Genomic DNA, 18,183 nt, shown 5'->3' on the forward strand with positions numbered 1-18,183 from the left:
ATAAAAAAAAGAGCAAAATGATTTGCTCTTAAATTTTGCTAGTTAACTAAAAAGAAACTAATGCTTTATTTCTTTTTTCTCGTGGAACCTTTATAGCTCCGCTATCACATTTGTTCCCCCAAGCATCTATTAATTCATTGTCCTTATATACACATATAATTTCACAGTTATTGGAACACTTCCCGCACTCTACACCTTTTGTTATGAATTCAATATTTGCTATATCAAATGTAAAAGGTCTTTCCTCCCTTGATTTTTTAGCTAATATTGCAACGCCTAATGCTCCAATTAAATGGCTATTGGGATCTACTATTACGGAATGACCGATTACATCCTCGAAGGCTTTTACTACCCCTTCATTTTTGCTTACTCCTCCTTGAAAAACTATTTGAGGAAGAATTTTTTTGCCTTTCCCTACATTATTAAGATAATTAACCACAACAGATTTACATAAACCAGCTATAATATCCTCTTTTTTGTACCCAATTTGTGCTTTATGAACTAAGTCAGACTCTGCAAAAACTGTACACCTAGCAGCTATCTGGGTTGGTTTTTTTGATTTTAATGCTATTTTCCCAAACTCTTCAACCTTAACTCCTAATCTATGCGCTTGACTAGATAAAAATGCACCTGTTCCTGCTGCACAAAGAGTATTCATTGCATAGTCTACTACTATGCCATTTTCTATTAATATAATTTTAGAATCCTGTCCACCAATTTCAAAAATAGTACGAACATCAGGATAAAGTGATGTTGTCCCTATAGCATGAGCAGTGATTTCATTTTTTACAACTACAGCATCAGTCATTACTCCTATTAGCTTACGAGCACTACCAGTAGTTCCTACAGCTACAACTTGATATTTTTCTTTATCTATCTGATTATTCAAAGCTACTAGAAGACGTTTTACTGCCCCAACAGGATCTCCCTCTGACCAGAGATATTCTTTTGCAATTATATTATTATCTTCATCAATGATGACTCCCTTAGTTGAAATGGAACCGATATCTATTCCTAAATACACCTTACTCATTTTACTTCTCCTTTCTCATAATTATCATGTCATAAAAAGCTTCAAGACGAGTTTGTATTCCTGTATCGCTGGTTTGAGAGTCAAAACTAAAGTATAGTATAGGTACTTTATAATCAGAGCTTATATTTTGAAGTACAGACATAGCATCAATTTCAGGAGTACATCCTGATGATTTTACGTGTATTATGCCATCATAGCCCTTTTTGGCATATTCTAATGCTCTATCTATGGTATACATACTAGTAGCACCCATATCATACTTAGCATATTTTTTTATATGCTCCTTTGCTTTCTTCTCAGGACGATGGAGCAATGAGTTTGTAATATTCATCCACCTGTCAACCACTATTCCCATTTGGGCCAGTTCTTTTTCAATATAGTGGTTGCTAAAAGGCTCCATAATGGTATAATACTCCCCTACTATTCCGACTCTAAGTGGATTTTTAGGCTTGTTTACTTCAATTCTTTTAAGTTCCTTTATAAATCTATTGTAAACATTGTTTAATTCTTCTTTATTCCTAACCTCTCTAAGTTTTTTTAAGAACTCTTTATGAACATTGTCAAAAGAACCTAGCTCAGTTTCGAATCCAATATTTTTCCTTATATAGTCTTCTATTTCATCCATATACTCTACCATTTTAAGCACTACTGGAAGTATTTTGGCTACCCTCTTTAATGACATATTAGGATTTATCCCTTTAAACTCGTTATAAAATGTAAGAGGATTTGAATATTTAGCCTTGGCCATGTTTACAAATCTTACATTATAGCCTAAGTCTTTAAGTATTTGTTCATCAAGCTCTCCATAATAGCCTAGCCTGCATACCCCTCCTGTTTGAACTAGAGTATTGGCACCAGCTTCTATAGCTTCTATAAAGTTACCAAGGGTATATTTAAATGGCGAACAAACAAACTCAGGACTATACCAGCTTCCAATCTCTAATGTTCTCTTGGTAATAGGTGGAGGAGATATATATTCAACCTCTAGGCCTATGGTAAATAGAATCTCTAAGGGTACATTATAATTTCCTAGTTGAGGAAAAGAAACTTTATATAATTCCACTATAATCATCCTTTTTGAATTTAATTATATCTAGAAAACTTTCCAATCTGGTTTCCATACCAGCACTTCCTTCTTGACCGTCTATTATTAAATTAAGTACTGGCTTATCCTTTACACGTCTAATAATCATTTCATTAACTAATGAATCTGGTCCGCAATTAAAAGAACTGATTAGTATGATTCCATCAACTTTGTCTTTGTACAATGCAACTGAACCTACTAACTCTTTATTATATGCCCATGGAAGTGTTTCTGTTATGTCATAGGATTTTTCAATTGCATGTTTTTTATTGGCTATGTCGCCTATAATAGGTATAACTCTCATCTCTCTAAGGTATTCTATAATAGGTTCACCAATGTATTTATCATAAATATTGTAGTGGTGAGCTATTAAAAGAATTTTAATCTCATTTTTATTGAGCAGTTGTTCTTGATACTTTTCATCCATGATGCTAGCAGTCTTTTCTGCTTGCTTTGCTACTAAATATGCCCTCATACACTGGGCTTTCTTTTTATTAAGAAACTTACCCATCTTTAAAAAAGCTCTTGCTTCAAAATCTGCACTTTTTACATCAATATTATAGTACAATATCTTTATATTCCTATCTCTAAAAGTGTTTTTCACTATATCGTATATGGCTTGAAATTTTGTACATACAGTTCCATTACTTCCATAGCTAGAAACACGTGGTACAAGTATGTAATCACATTTATCTATTAACCATTCAACATGACCTAGATATATTTTAGAAGAAAGACATGCTTCGTCAATTGCATATGTCATACCTTTATTAATAATTTCTTTATTTGTATCTGGACTAACTATATATTCTACATCTAACTCATCAAAAAATGTCTCCCAAAGATAGTGATATCTATAGTATAACAATGCTCTAGGTATACCTATCTTCATAAATATCATCCCCCTTACTACATTTAGAGTCTGGTAATTAGGCATATATGCTCTAAAAATGCTTTGCAATGCTATTATATTGCAATTTATGAATAATTGGAAGATTATATAGCAATAAGTTGGTTTTAGTAACATAGAATTTAAATTTATTTTACTACATACTTTTTTCCCTCATGAAAATAATAATTGAGAGGTGATAATATGTCAAAGAATAAGAGAAAGGAAAAAAACATGAAAATACCCATCGAAAGACAAAACACTGCTGCTTGGGCAAATATTGAAAAAAAACAGCCAGTTTCAAACGTTCCTATACCAGATTTTCATCAAGTAATGAATGCTAAAGAGTGGGTGGATAGTAATCAAAAATAGGAATAGGCTCCTAAATAGAGCCTATTCCTATTTTTGATTTAGTATTTCATTTCAGCCAGCCTCTTATAAGTATCATATCTTTCTCTTGCATGTTTCTCAGCTTGTGTAAACAATTCATCTGCCACATCAGGGAATACCTTCATGATTTGAGTGTATCTTATTTCACTTTCTATAAAATTTCTAAATGGAGCAGTAGGCTCTTTTGAATCGAGAATAAATGGGTTTTTGCCTTCCTCTTTTAATAGAGGGTTATATCTGTAAAGATGCCAATATCCTGCTTCCACAGCCTTCTTTTCTTGAGCAACACTTGTTCCCATTCCTGACTTGATACCATGACTAATACAAGGTGCATAGCAAATAATAAGGGATGGTCCTTTATAGCTCTCAGCTTCTTTAATAGCTTTTATGGCTTGATTCATATTAGCTCCAAGGGCAATCTGTGCTACATAGACATATCCATAGCTCATAGCCATAAGCCCTAAGTCTTTTTTTCTTACTCTTTTTCCTGCCGCAGCAAACTTGGCAACAGCAGCTGTTGGAGTAGACTTAGAAGATTGTCCTCCAGTATTAGAATAAATCTCTGTATCTAGAACCAATAAATTCACATCTTCTCCTGTTGACAATACTTGATCTACTCCACCATAACCTATATCATAAGCCCAACCATCTCCACCTATAATCCATATGGATTTTTTAGTAAGATAATCCTTTTTCTCTAGTATTTCTTTAGTAATAGAATCATTATGGTTATGCTTTTTTAATACCTCTAGGACTTTCTGTGAAGCTTTTTTAGATAGTTCTCCATCCTCCATACTTTCAAGCCAATATCTAAAGGCATCTTTACACTCCTCATCAAGGTCTGATTCAAGTCCCTGTCTCATCAGCTCTCCTAATCGTTCTCTCATCTGTCTTACTGCTATAGCCATTCCAAAACCATACTCTGCATTATCTTCAAAAAGAGAATTCGCCCATGCAGGACCTCTGCCTTCGGCTGTAGTACTATAGGCAATAGAAGGTGCACTAGCTGCCCAAATAGACGAGCATCCTGTAGCATTGGCAATCATCATCCTATCACCATAAAGCTGAGTTACTAGCTTTACATAAGCAGTTTCACCACAGCCAGCACAAGCACCTGAAAATTCTAGTAAAGGTCTTACAAATTGACTGTTCTTCACAGTACCCTTATCTACTAAATGGTCTTTATCTCTTACAGTCAAAGCGTACTCCCAATTTTCATCTTGTCTTTCTATTTCCTCCTCTGCATCTACCATTACTAAAGCCTTTCCTGGAGCAGGACATACATCTGCACAATTTCCGCATCCTGTACAGTCTAAAGGGCTTATCTGAATACGGTAATGTAGGTTTTCAATTCCTTTTCCAACTGCTTTCTTGGTTTCAAAGGTATCTGGTGCATTGTTTTTTTCTTCTTCGTCTAACAAGAATGGTCTAATTACTGCATGAGGACATATGTAAGAACACTGATTACATTGGATACATTTTTCTGTCTGCCATTGTGGAACCATAGGTGCAATACCTCTTTTCTCATAAGATGTTGTACCTAGTGGGTAAGTTCCGTCTTCCATTCCCTTAAAAGCACTAACCGGCAACTCATCGCCCTCATGTCTTGCCATTGGATTTTGGATGGTTTTTACGAAATCAGGCTCCTCTTTTATAAGAGTATTTTCGTCTTCTGCATGAGACCAATGAGAAGGGACTTTTACTTTAATTAAGCTACCTACGCCTCTATCAACAGCCTTATAGTTCATTTCTACAATTTTTTCGCCTTTTCTCCCATATAAGCTTTCAATGTTCTCCTTTAAATATTTGATTGCATCTTCTATAGGTATTACATTTGTCAACTTAAAGAAGACAGCTTGCATTATCATGTTAATTCTATTACCTAGACCAATTTCATGGGCTATTTTCATAGCATCAATAGTATAGAACTCAACCTCATTCTCTGCAATTGCTTTCTTCAAAGAAGCAGGTAGTTCTTCTTCAAGCTCATCTTCATTCCAAGGACAGTTTAATACAAAAATTCCTTTTTTATTGATACCTTTTATTAAATCAAAATGATTTACATAGGAACTATTGTGACATGCAATATAGTCTGCATTATAAATTAAATACGAAGATTTAATTGGACTTTTACCAAACCTAAGATGAGATATGGTAGAACCTCCTGATTTTTTACTGTCGTATGAGAAGTAAGCTTGAGCATATAAGTCTGTATTATCTCCAATTATTTTAACTGCAGTTTTATTAGCTCCAACAGTTCCATCTGAGCCTAATCCCCAGAACTTGCAAGCAATATTTCCTTTAGGAGTTGTATCAACTACATCCTCTTCTGGAAGAGATGTTCCGCTTAAATCATCTACAATTCCTATAGTAAATCCATTCTTAGGTTCAGAACTTCTTAAATTCTTATACACAGCAATTATTTGAGAAGGTCTAGTGTCCTTAGATCCTAATCCATATCTACCACCTATAATTAATGGTTGTTCATCTCTATCATAGAAAAGACTTTTAACATCTAGATATAGAGGCTCTCCCACAGCTCCAGCTTCCTTTGTCCTATCTAAAACTGCTATTCTTTTCACAGTAGAAGGAAATACTTCAAAGAAGTATTTTGATGAAAAAGGACGATAAAGATGAACTTTAATTAATCCCACCTTTTCACCTTTACTCATTAAATAGTCTATAGTTTCTTCTATTGTGTCACATACGGAACCTATAGCTACAATAATGTCTTCTGCATCTTGTGCACCATAATAATTAAATGGCTTATAATCCCTTCCTGTTAAACGGCTGATATCTTTCATATAGTCCGCTACTATATCTGGAACATTTTCATAGAAAGGATTAGCAACTTCCCTACCTTGAAAATATATATCAGGATTTTGGGCTGTTCCTCTGGCTACAGGATGTTCAGGATTTAAAGCACGTTCTCTAAAAGCCTTTAGGGCATCATAGTCTAGCAATTTCCCTAGTTCCTCATGTTCTAGAACTTCTATTTTTTGATACTCATGGGATGTTCTAAAGCCATCAAAAAAATGAAGAAAGGGAATTCTAGATTTTATAGCTGCTAAATGTGCAACTCCAGCTAAATCCATGACTTCTTGAACATTATTAGAAGCTAATAGGGCAAAACCTGTCTGCCTAGTAGCCATTACATCCTGATGATCTCCAAAAATTGATAGTGCATGAGTTGCAACGGCACGTGCACTTACGTGAAATACTCCTGGTAATAATTCTCCTGCTATTTTATACATATTAGGTATCATGAGTAAAAGCCCTTGGGATGCTGTATAGGTAGTTGTCAACGCCCCAGCTTGTAATGATCCATGAACAGCACCTGCAGCACCAGCTTCAGACTGCATCTCTACTACTCTTACAGGCTGCCCAAATAAATTCTTAAGCCCATGGGCTGCCCACTCGTCTACTCCCTCTGCCATAGGTGTAGATGGTGTAATTGGATAAATGGCTGCTACATCTGTGAAAGCATATGAGACATAGGCAGCTGCTTGATTTCCATCCATAGTTTTTAATTTTCTTGCCATCATTGTCCTACCTTTCTTATGAATTAATTTTGTGGATTAATTTCACTTACCAATATCTAGATATATTATGTGATATTTTCCTCTAAACATACATATTCTTGATATTTAATTGGCACACAGGTATTTTTTGACCAAAAAACAACAGCCACCAAAAATGTGACTGCTTTAAATCAATAGTCTCACTGTCTATATTTCTGATAGGTAGTAGAAGATGACTTTTATTTGTAAGGTATTTAATTTTTTATACTTGAGCATTAATCTAGCCCAATCTAGTTCCGCAATCGCTACAAAATGTATCCTCTGGTTTTACTTGTTTATTACAATTTGGACATTTATCTGATGCTATTGGCTCTATAGGAAAAGCATAGCCACATTCTCCGCAAAACTTTGAATCTCTAGGCACTTCCTTATCACAGTTAGGACAGCCTTTATTACCTGCACCTAATTTAGATGATGAAACTAAAGCTGGAATAGGTGTTGGAGCAGTTTGTATTGGGGGTACATAGTTATTTGTAGAAACTTTAGATTTTTTCTTCTTTCTAGAAATCAATAATACTATGACTAAAACTAGTATAACAACAACTACTCCTCCAGCAATTGATATAGTCAATACATTGCTGATATCTTTTTTTCCTTCTACAGGCTCTCGTACCACACTTATTTCTTTATCCGTAGCTGCTACCACATCTGTTTTAGGCTGTTGGTCTGCCAATGTACGAGCCTCAGCAAGCAATTCAGCTACTACAGGATAACCTGGGTTTGTCTCATTTAATCCTCGTAATATCTCTAATGATTGGTCGTAGCTTCCCTCTTGGAAAAAAGAATATGCCTTTTTAAATTGAGATGTAAAATTACTCTCAACTGGTGTTACATTTATCTCATTTAGAAACTGCTTAGCTATACTAATGGGAATAGCGAAATTCATTCCAGCAACCTGTGATCCACTTACATCATCACGCATTATGAAGGTATTTATACCAACAACCTCTCCATCTTCATTAAATAATGGTCCTCCTGAATTTCCCCCATGAATAGCAGCATCTGTTTGTAGAACACTCCACCCGCCTGCCATTTCCTTTCGAGCACTTATGATTCCACTTGTTAAGGTAGGTTCTTGGATTGCTTGAGCTATATTAAGGGCTCCATCAAGAGTAGCTACTGCAGGATAGCCCATTGCATATACCTTATCGCCTGTACGAAGCTTTGAATCGTCTCCTATTACAACAGTAGGTAAATTGGTCTTATCCATTTTTAAAATAGCTATATCCTTACCTGGAATAGACTCTCCTGCTTTTCTTAAATCAAGAGCTACACCCTTTGCACTTACATCACTACCTGGAGTTACATTACCTAGATAGCAGTTATAGCTAGTCTGAAGATTATTAATCTCCATATTATATGAAATTAAATTATAAAAAGCATTTAACATACCGTCAACTTCTTCTTGGCTCATATTATAACCTTGTGATCGCATTTCTGCAACAAAGTCATTAGTGCCATTTACTGCATAATTTTCAAGGGCACTCATTGCAAAACTAAGATACAGCTCCTCCTCATTAGTTTCTACAACATGAGCATTAGTCACAAGATAGCCATCTGGGGTAACAATAAATCCCGTTCCGACTGTAGCTGTGCTAGCAGTCTCAGTATAGATATTACCTGTATTATATGCATAGTATGCCATATTATCTATCATCAATTGCACCATAGCTGAATACATGGCTTCCTCGGTATTTGGTATAGTACCATCTTCTAACCACATAGTAATAGTATTAATTATATCAGTTTCAAAGCTGCTATCGAATGCAAATTCATACAAGGTAATATCAGCTGTATATACTGTCTGTATCAATACTACTCCTGGTTTATTTATCATAGCTAGACTACGAGTATCTATTGTAGCATATGAAATGCTACTTGCAATTCCAGTTGATGGTATAATTATTGCAAAAAGAATAAAGACAATAATAAGCTTATACGCTAATTTATGAGCGCGTTTAAACAAAAAAACCCTCCCCTTTACTATTTCATTGTGTATTGAATAAACCTCTCCAATTACATAATACATTGTAAAGGGTGGAAATAGTTTTTTAATTTGCTCATGTTTTTTATATAAAATTGCCTTTATATATTTGAGTAATTCTAACTAAAAATATTACTTACCTGAATCTTACTTAATAACTGTATTTAATCCCTTAGGATTTTCCTAGCGGCTATTCAACCTTTCACATGATGACATGACATTCCCTCTCCAGCAACAATATATCTATATTTTAGTCCATTTACAAAAAATATCTTCTAATAAGTCTAAAACTTTAAATAATAAAAGTCCTAATAATCCTAATGCAAATATACCACTAAACATTTCAAGATAATTTACCATACTCCAGCTATTCATAATAAAATATCCTATTCCATAGGTAGTTGCAAAGTTTTCAGCAAAAAATAAAATAGACATACTAACTCCTATGCAAATTCTTAGAGCAGTAAATATTTTGGGCAGTATTGCAGGTAAAATTAAATGCCTATATACATCTATTCTACTTAAGTCTAATGACCTAACTGACATAAAAAGTTCTTTAGGTATTTCTTTCACACCATCTCTTGCTGCAAGAATAATTTGAAATATTATAATAATTACTATTAAGATAATCTTTGGTAAATCTCCTAACCCCCAAAGTATCATAAGCACCGGTAAAAATGCAACTTTAGGTAAAGGATAAAGTATATAGATAATAGGGCTAACAAAGTCATCAACTTTTGTGCTTACTCCTGTCCATACCCCAATGACAGTACCTAAGATTAAGGAAATCAATACAGCAACAGTTATTCTCCATAGACTTACTAACAGGTGTGGAGCTAAAACCTTAGGAAATATGGTAATAAAGTTCTTGACTGTATCAAAAGGAGATGGTATAACAGATGACTTTAATCCAATGTGTAGGATATGCCATGTAATTAATACTATAAAGCTGGCATACATGGTTTTTAGGTGTCTTTCTTTTGATTTTTTAAATGTCCTCACTTATCCACTTCCTAACTTCTAGACAGAACATATAAAAGTCTAAATTTTCTCTTATTTTATCTTTTCCAAAGTAGGGATTGTCAATTATATGAATAATATTAGCTTTTCCCATTATTACTATCTTTTGGCCTAGGAAAGCAGCTTCTTCAATACTGTGGGTCACTATAATCAACGTAGTAGGCTTTTGCCTATAAATACTTAATATAATATTCTGTATATGCTCCTTTGTCATAGCATCTAGAGCTGATGAAGGTTCATCCATAAGTAGCAAATCTGGTTCTAAAGCCAATGTTCTTGCAATGGCAACTCTTTGCTTCTGTCCACCACTTAGCTCATTTGGATACTTGTCCTTATATTCGTAAATTCCTAAGTCTTTAAGTATACTCTCAGTTCTGCTGAAAGCAATACATTTATTAATATTTCTAGCCAACAATGTAAATAACACATTGTTCCATACTGTTTTCCATGGAAGCAATCCATAATTCTGCAGTATTACTCCTGTGTTTTTGCGAACACCTTTTAGTTCTTTCTCATCAATATATATTGTACCTTTGTTAGGTTTTATAAGACCAGCAATAGAATATAATAGTGTGGTCTTGCCGCAACCAGAAGGACCTATTATGGCACAGGTTGTGTTTTTCTCTATATTAAGATTTACTTTATCTAAAGCCACCTCACTTCCGTAGCTTATGTGTAAATCCTTTATTTTTATCATTATTTTACAAACTTCCCTTCAACAAGCTCTTCATATTTTAGGTCTATTTTTTTATTTAATACTTCCTCATTCCATTTCATTATCTTTTCAATATATTCTTGGCTTGGAAGCCTTGCCATATTATATTTAGGCAATGTAATCTTATCTTTAACTTCTGGATTAAGCTCTAATCTCTCTACTAATATATCACGAGCTATACTTTCGTCCTTTTGAATTTCTGCTACAGCCTTGTTGTAAGCCTTATGAAATAGTTTAATAGCCTTTTCTTTATTCTTTATAGAATCTCCTGTAAAGACCATAATCTCAGGAGAGAACTCATCCTTGCTTTCATAGATTTTCTTTTCAAGACCCATTAGCTCTCCTTGAGATGCAACTGGCTCAGGAAGCACTGCCATATCTATTTGTCCCTGATTTATCATCTCTAATCTTGCTGGAATTTCATTGATAAAGATTTTCTCAACTTTATATTCTTCGCTTAAAAACTCATCACAAAGGTAGTTAACTACACTTACCTCCATGAGACCTACTTTTATGTCCTTCTGCCCTTGAAAGTTCTTCTTAGCTAATATAGGAAAGCTGCCATCAGTACTAGTGGTCACCTTTATGTCAAAACCATTTTGCACATTGTTAACTAATGCAATAACATCTGTCATTGCTCCATCTAGTTCTCCACTTTGAAGAGCACTTTGTCTGTTCATGGCATTTGTATATACTTGGACATCAACATCTAGACCTAATTCTTCAAAATATCCATTTTTATCTGCAATAAAAATAGGAGCTGAGTCCACAGCTGGCATTACTCCAATCTTAAGTTCTAAGTTTTCTTCTGTTCTTATATCCCTTTGACCATCATCTACATCCTTAGGAGTACAGCCAATTATCCATGTCATGGATAGAACAAGAATAGATAAAACTAGCTTCTTAATAATTCCCATTTGTATACCTCCTATAATATTTATAGCACATACTCATTCTACTTCTAAAATATTGTTAAAGCAATGTCATTGATAATTTTGTTTATAAAATAAACTATTTTAAAAAAACCTCGCAACTGCGAGATTTAAAATTTAGTGAAATAAAAACTTGTTAATATCTATTCCATAGCTTTCAGCCCTCTTCAATTTTATAATTGGGCTTGAAAACATCAATTATATACTTCTCTAATCTCCCATTTATGTCCTCTATAACGAGTTACAAAAAAGATACTTCTAACTATCCAATCAATAATCATCGCTACCCAGACACCAAACACACCGAGATTCATATATTTAGCAAGTAAAATACCAAATCCTATTCTGGTAATCCACATGGAACCTACTCCAACTATCATTGTGTAGCGTACATCATTAGATGCCCTAAGTGCATTAGGTAATGTAAAAGCTGATGCCCATGTAAAGCATGCATTTATACTATGAAATATAATTATCTTTTTAGCCATGACTGAGGTTTCAGCAGATAAGTTATAAATATCTAGTATAAGAGGTGTAGCAAATATTATAGCAACATTTACAATTATCAAAGAAATATATGCATACTTTAGAAGCAGTTTTGTATAGTATCTCACTTGCTCATAATCACCTGCACCTACACATTGACTTACTACTGTTATTAGGCCTAGTCCTATGGCCAACCCAGGAAGAATGCCAAAAGACGCTACTGCATTAGCTACAGCGTTAGCTGTTATTGAAGCTGTTCCAAAGCCAGCAACAACACTTAACAATAAAATTTTTCCTAACTGAAACATACTATTTTCAATTCCATTTGGAATACCTATTCCTAGTATCTTAAACACCATTTTATTATCATACTTATAACGAAATGGTTTACTTATATGAACTTCAAGATTCTCATCTCTAAGTAATGCTACTATTATAATAGCTGCAACTGCCCTTGAAACAAGTGTTGGAATAGCAACACCTTCTACACCCATATTGAATCCAAATATTAGTATTGCATTTCCTACAACATTTATAATGTTCATTATCATAGATGTTCTCATGGTTATTCTAGAATTTCCCATTGACCTAAACAGTGCAGCTCCACTACTATAAATAGCTATAAAAGGAATACTGGCAAGAACTATAAGCATATATGTATTTGCATTTGCTGCTACATTAGGTTCTATCTGACCAAATACCACATTTATTATAAAATTCCTTCCAATGTACATTAAAGTCATAATAGCTAATGAAATAAATGTAGCAAATACAATCAACTGTTCTCCTACTTTGCAAGCTTTCTCATTGTTTTTTTGCCCTAAATATTGACCTGCAACAACTGCACCACCTGTAGCCAATGCAGCGAAAATGTTTATTAATAATATATTTACTGAATCAACAAGAGAAACAGCCGATACGGCACTTTCTCCAACACGAGCTACCATAATTGAATCTGCCATCCCCACTGTTACGGCTAGTAGTTGTTCTAGCATCAATGGAATTATAAGATACATCAAGTCTTTCTTAATAAAAATATAGTTTTTCTTTAATGTGTCATCCATGTTATCTGTGTCCTTTCCTAGTTAATGAAAATTATCAAAGTCAAATCTTATTATTACTATCTAAACAAGTTTCAGGTTTGTACCCATAAAATTAATTATATATTAATTTCAAAAGTAATTAAACTTAAAACTTTTCTGCAAACTTTAATTTATATAGAAAAAATACACAGGCAAACACCTGTATAAAGGACTAAAGTAACACTAAATTAGGCAACTACATCTGACTTACCCATCCGATATATGGTTAATAAACTAGTAGCAACAATATATAGCAGATTCATTATGAAAAACAAAAGACTCTCCCCAGATGAAAGACTTGTTTGACTGAGTACTCCCATCCCAGTAGTCAATAATGAATGAGGGAAAAATAGCCCCAAATTTGTGACGTACATCCCAAGACCTATGAAAACAGCACACAAGCAAATACCAATAGGAGCAGCGAAACTACGAACATGCATTGACAACGATAATTGCACAGTGCTGATTGTAAGTGCAGCCATCCATCCTTGAAATAGCCATCTGGGTATTTCATTCGGAAGATCTGCAGTTAAGCCTATCAGTTTGCCGCCTAAAAAATACAATAGAAAAAAGAACATTTGAACAAAAATCAATAGTATGCCCACCACTATTAATTTTGACACAAAGATACTAGCTGCTGATACAGGCGAAGTCATGATCATATTCCAGTTTTTATTAAAATGTTCAAGCCTCCACATATACGCACAGCAAATAGCTATAAGAATGGGAAAGAAAAATTCTCCGTAAAATAAGCCAACTTGGGACCAGAGGCTATACCACTCTTTTTTTAAAACACCTTGGTTCATGTAAAAGTTAGCACTGCCAATCAATACACTTATAACTGGAAGAATCATTAGCATCATCCATATATGGGAATGACGCAACTTCACCCATTCAGCAGAAATACATCTTCTTAACATAACCTAACCTCCTTATGCCTCTTGTCTTGATATATGGATGCTTCCAGCCAGATAGATTCCAATTCCAGCTCCAATAAGCACCACCATCAAAGGTAGCAATGAACTCATATCTCGTATAATAAACTGCATTTTTTCACTTGAATAACTTTGTGTAATAGGACTCAAACCTGTATAGTAAGACCATATAAAAAATCTCCGTACTTTCATCGGAAGTAAATCTGCTACCAATCCAATGAATCCACCGACCATACCAAGAGATAATGCAAAAGCCTGATTTTTTATTGCCATCGATACCCATTGTTGCAGTGCTATAATTATCATATTGACTAACACCGTTCCTATAAAGAATTGGGGCAATAGAGATAAGGGCACTGAGCCAATACCGTTGGTAATACCAAATATTATAATGGCAAATACTTGCAGTAAACACGCCCATAACATGACGATAGATGCAGAAATATATTTTGCCTCATAGAGCTTACTCCGACTTACAGAAACAGACAATAACAATTTCCAGGTGTTTCCTTTATGCTCCATGTCACAGATACGGGATACACATATAGCTGAGAGAATAGGTAAGAACAGGCCATTCATAGAAGCCAACATTACAATAAGCGGTTCCCATCCTGCATTATTCGGATTACGAGAAATCGACATACTGGCTGCCATGAATGCCCATCCGATTTCCACAAGTAAAAATAGTGTCACCATTAAAAACAAATACTTATGACGTAATTTATATAATTCAAGACTTATTGCTTTCATTACAAGCTATGCTCCTTTCCTGTAATATCTAAAAAAATGCTCTCTAAGTTTTTCTTATGTTCTTCAATGCGCAGAACATCAATATTAGCTTCAACTAAACTTCTATTTATTTGTGCTACCTGTTCGTCAGTCAGGTTTTCAAATATCAAAGAATCTTCATGTAGCTCAGGAGAAAACCCTTTTGTAAAAAGTAGCTTCTGTGACAAATTATTGTTCTGTGTTTTTAACATAATAGTTGGACGACTTTTGTTTTTCAGCACCTCCATACTGCCTTGAAACATCATTATGCCATCGTTAATAATGCCTACTGAGGTTGCCATTTGCTCAATTTCAGAAAGTAGATGACTAGAAATCAGCACCGTCATTTCATACCGTTGTGGTAAAGATTTAATCAGCTCTCTAATTTCACCAATACCGGCAGGGTCAAGACCATTTGTAGGTTCATCCAGAATTAAAAGCTTTGGGAAAGATAATATGGCCATTGCAATTCCTAAACGCTGCTTCATGCCTAAAGAATACTGTCCTACTTTTTTATCCTTTTGTTTTTCCAAACGTACAATTTTTAGAGCTTCTGTTACATTCTTATCTGGTACATCGCGTAATCTTTGAATAACACGCATATTTTCAAGCCCTGTGAGATGTCCATAATAGGATGGTGATTCTATAAGAGAACCAGTTTGGGCTAAAATAAGACGTCGGTTTGTCCTAAAATCTTTTCCAAAGACCTTTACTTTACCATCAGTAGGTCGAGTAAGCCCTAAAATCATTTTTAATGTAGTTGATTTTCCTGCTCCATTGGGACCAAGGAAACCATAAATATCGCCTTCACATACTGATAAATTTACACCTTTTACACGATAGGTGTTGCCATATCGTTTTGAAAGGTTATGAGTATAGATAATTTGATTCATACTTAATTCCTCCAATCTATTTAGCAATGTTCTTATGTCAAAGTATATCAGGGGAACCTTTCTTCAAGCTAACAATAACCTTACGCCAACCTTAAATCTTAAAACAGGTATAATATAAGGATGAAATAAGAATCAAAGTAATATATAATTTATTTAGGTGATTATATATGGATGATTTGAAAAACAAAAAGCTCCTCATCGTAGATGATGAGTTTGAAATAAGAAATATGATTGATGGTTTCTTACGTAAAGAAGGGTTTACGCGCATTTATCAAGCCTCCAATTGTGCAGAGGCATTAGAAATTTACAGGTCTATAAAACCTGACATCGCCATTCTAGATGTCATGCTACCTGATGGCGACGGCTTCTCACTGCTGTCTGCCTTTCGACAAATATCAAATATACCCATTCTATTTTTATCGGCAAGAGGTGAAGATGAGGACCGTTTGTTAGGGCTTGGGCTTGGTGCGGATGATTATATTGTAAAACCATTTTTGCCACGAGAACTAATTCTTCGTCTAACAGCAGTTCTGCGAAGAGTTTATTCAGCACCAAATCAGAAACAATATCCTGTCTTTCAATTAGGAAATCGTACTGTTGACCTTGAAGGCTGTATTGTCCGAAATGACAGCGCTGAATTTCCTTTGACAGCAAAAGAACGTGCTTTGCTGTCTAAGCTTTTTGAAAATAAGAACCGAATCGTAACCAGTGATGCCCTTTGTCAGGCCGCATGGGGAGATGATTATTATGGATATGAAAACACACTTATGGTGCATATCCGTCGCATCCGTGAAAAAATTGAAGATAATCCATCAACCCCAGAATATTTACTGACCATCAGAGGGTTAGGGTACAAGTTGATGATTAGAGAGGTGTAAAGATGGAAGGAACAGTAAGAATCTTAAGGCGCTTTATAGGTGCAACCATGATAATTTCCATATTCCTAGTGATTTTCAACTTTATGCTTTTAGTTGTCTGGGGTTTTAAGGGTATAAACGAAGGACACTCTCCAGGTGTTGTTGTTAAAAATGTAGCAAAAGGTCTGCACCTCTCGTCCAATACTTATTCTCTAGATTCCTCCTCGGCAGAATTGCTGAATCAGAATCATGCATGGGCAATGCTAATTGACGACACAGGACAAGTAGCGTGGGATTATAGGCTCCCAGAAGAACTTTACAAAACTTATTCTTTAGTTGACGTAGCCAAATTTACTCGTAACTACTTAATGGACTATCCCGTTTTTGTGTGGGCACATGATAAAGGATTAGTAGTTATAGGATATCCAAAAGAAAGCCTGGCAAAATATCAGCATATATTTCCAACAAGTTGGGTTGCTTCTTTACCGTTGAAAATGTTTTCTTTACTCATTGGTAATGTTGCACTTGCATTGCTTTTATCACTTTTCATCGGTTCCAAGCTGATTCGCTCCATTCGTCCACTAGCTCAGGGTATACAAGAACTTGCTGAAGATACAGAAGTCTATGTAGAACCAAAGGGAGTCTTAGCCAATCTTGCACAAAGCGTAAACCAAGCATCAGCTTTGTTGCGGCAAAAAAACGAGAGTCTAAAAAGCAGGGATGAGGCTCGTTCAAACTGGATTGCAGGTATTTCACACGACATTCGGACTCCTCTTTCTATGGTACTTGGCTATGCAAGTGATTTGGAAGATAGTAGTGACATTCCAATAGAAAAAAGGCAACAAGCAGCTGTCATACGCAAGCAAGCAGAGAAGCTGCGTTCTCTTGTGAGTGACTTAAACCTTGTTTCTATGCTGGAATATGAAATGCAACCATTCAACAAAAAACTGATCCGATTATCAACATTGGTAAGACAAATAGCATCTGAATTTCTAAATAATGGATTAGATGAACACTTCATGCTTGAAGTAAAGATTCTAGATGAAATTACCCTAGTCAATGGAGATGAACGTTTGTTGGCACGTGCCATTACTAATCTGATACAAAACAGTATTAACCATAATCCTGATGGTTGCCATATATGGCTACAAACATCTTATGATAAAAATAATAAGAACTGTAGTTTCATCATAGCTGATAATGGTAAAGGAATTGCTCGAAATGAACTTCCTGAGTTATTAGAATTGCCTTTTTCTTCTAAAAGAAAGCGTTCTAGTCAGAATGGACATGGATTAGGATTGCCAATGGTTGCTAGAATTGCAAAAGCACATCAAGGACATTTGATTTTATCAAGCGATATTGGAAAAGGATTTAGAGCAGAGATTGTATTGCCTTCCATAAAATCTGATTAATCAGTGGTGATTTACACAGCCCTACCTATGTAGGCTTTCATAACACCTTCAATACATAATCCTATTATAAGAGCCTAGACAAGTTAACTTATCTAGGCTCTCTACATACTTTTATGTATTTT

At 34.8% G+C, this 18,183-nt stretch carries 15 protein-coding genes; 3 read left to right on the forward strand and 12 right to left on the reverse strand.

The annotated features are described in order from the left end of the window. Positions 1–46: 46 nt before the first annotated feature. From DW1_RS11020 to DW1_RS11030, 3 genes are read right to left on the reverse strand one after another with little or no spacing between them, the layout of a single operon-like run. Complete coding sequence (locus tag DW1_RS11020) at positions 47–1,033, reverse strand: acyl-CoA dehydratase activase (protein WP_074350679.1); 987 nt, start codon at positions 1,031–1,033, stop codon at positions 47–49. A 1-nt stretch (position 1,034) separates the two neighbouring features. After that, positions 1,035–2,105, reverse strand: coding sequence for a 2-hydroxyacyl-CoA dehydratase (locus DW1_RS11025; RefSeq protein WP_074350680.1), 1,071 nt, complete (start codon positions 2,103–2,105; stop codon positions 1,035–1,037). Continuing rightward, on the reverse strand, positions 2,083–3,009 hold the full coding sequence (locus tag DW1_RS11030) for an acyl-CoA dehydratase activase-related protein (RefSeq protein ID WP_074350681.1): 927 nt from the start codon (positions 3,007–3,009) through the stop codon (positions 2,083–2,085). The genes DW1_RS11025 and DW1_RS11030 overlap by 23 nt, the downstream gene beginning before the upstream one ends. Before the next feature lie 201 nt (positions 3,010–3,210). Between DW1_RS11030 and DW1_RS11035 the strand changes: the two genes are divergently transcribed. Beyond that, positions 3,211–3,378, forward strand: a complete 168-nt coding sequence (locus tag DW1_RS11035; RefSeq protein WP_074350682.1) for a CDIF630_02480 family spore surface protein — start codon at positions 3,211–3,213, stop codon at positions 3,376–3,378. Positions 3,379–3,416: 38 nt separating this feature from the next. Here DW1_RS11035 and nifJ read toward each other — a convergent pair whose 3' ends face one another. The 9 genes from nifJ to DW1_RS11080 all read right to left on the reverse strand — a co-directional run bounded on the left by nifJ (position 3,417) and on the right by DW1_RS11080 (position 15,792). Further along, the gene (gene nifJ, locus DW1_RS11040) at positions 3,417–6,938 is read right to left on the reverse strand and encodes a pyruvate:ferredoxin (flavodoxin) oxidoreductase (protein ID WP_074350683.1); all 3,522 of its coding nucleotides are present in this window, start codon (positions 6,936–6,938) and stop codon (positions 3,417–3,419) included. Positions 6,939–7,197: 259 nt separating this feature from the next. Then, on the reverse strand, positions 7,198–8,943 hold the full coding sequence (locus DW1_RS11045; protein ID WP_074350684.1) for a trypsin-like peptidase domain-containing protein: 1,746 nt from the start codon (positions 8,941–8,943) through the stop codon (positions 7,198–7,200). Between the two features lie 261 nt (positions 8,944–9,204). After that, complete coding sequence (locus tag DW1_RS11050; RefSeq protein ID WP_242942484.1) at positions 9,205–9,963, reverse strand: ABC transporter permease; 759 nt, start codon at positions 9,961–9,963, stop codon at positions 9,205–9,207. Continuing rightward, complete coding sequence (locus DW1_RS11055) at positions 9,950–10,678, reverse strand: ABC transporter ATP-binding protein (RefSeq protein ID WP_074350685.1); 729 nt, start codon at positions 10,676–10,678, stop codon at positions 9,950–9,952. The genes DW1_RS11050 and DW1_RS11055 overlap by 14 nt, the downstream gene beginning before the upstream one ends. After that, positions 10,678–11,613 (reverse strand): ABC transporter substrate-binding protein, encoded by a 936-nt coding sequence (locus tag DW1_RS11060; RefSeq protein ID WP_074350686.1) that lies wholly within the window; start codon positions 11,611–11,613, stop codon positions 10,678–10,680. The genes DW1_RS11055 and DW1_RS11060 overlap by 1 nt, the downstream gene beginning before the upstream one ends. A 209-nt stretch (positions 11,614–11,822) precedes the next feature. Next, a complete protein-coding gene (locus DW1_RS11065) occupies positions 11,823–13,109 on the reverse strand; it encodes an MATE family efflux transporter (protein ID WP_347499725.1) in 1,287 nt (428 codons plus the stop codon). 275 nt (positions 13,110–13,384) lie between these two features. Next, positions 13,385–14,116 (reverse strand): ABC transporter permease, encoded by a 732-nt coding sequence (locus DW1_RS11070; RefSeq protein ID WP_074350688.1) that lies wholly within the window; start codon positions 14,114–14,116, stop codon positions 13,385–13,387. A gap of 12 nt (positions 14,117–14,128) precedes the next feature. After that, a complete protein-coding gene (locus DW1_RS11075; protein WP_074350689.1) occupies positions 14,129–14,881 on the reverse strand; it encodes an ABC transporter permease in 753 nt (250 codons plus the stop codon). Beyond that, positions 14,881–15,792, reverse strand: coding sequence for an ABC transporter ATP-binding protein (locus tag DW1_RS11080; RefSeq protein WP_074350690.1), 912 nt, complete (start codon positions 15,790–15,792; stop codon positions 14,881–14,883). The genes DW1_RS11075 and DW1_RS11080 overlap by 1 nt, the downstream gene beginning before the upstream one ends. 167 nt (positions 15,793–15,959) lie before the next feature. On the opposite strand from DW1_RS11080, the gene DW1_RS11085 reads away from it, so the two are divergent. Then, positions 15,960–16,670, forward strand: coding sequence for a response regulator transcription factor (locus DW1_RS11085; RefSeq protein ID WP_074350691.1), 711 nt, complete (start codon positions 15,960–15,962; stop codon positions 16,668–16,670). A 2-nt stretch (positions 16,671–16,672) separates the two neighbouring features. Further along, on the forward strand, positions 16,673–18,061 hold the full coding sequence (locus DW1_RS11090; protein ID WP_074350692.1) for a sensor histidine kinase: 1,389 nt from the start codon (positions 16,673–16,675) through the stop codon (positions 18,059–18,061). Positions 18,062–18,183 lie beyond the last annotated feature (122 nt).

The sequence above is a fragment of the Proteiniborus sp. DW1 genome, assembly GCF_900095305.1.
Classification (GTDB): Bacteria; Bacillota; Clostridia; order Tissierellales; family Proteiniboraceae; genus Proteiniborus.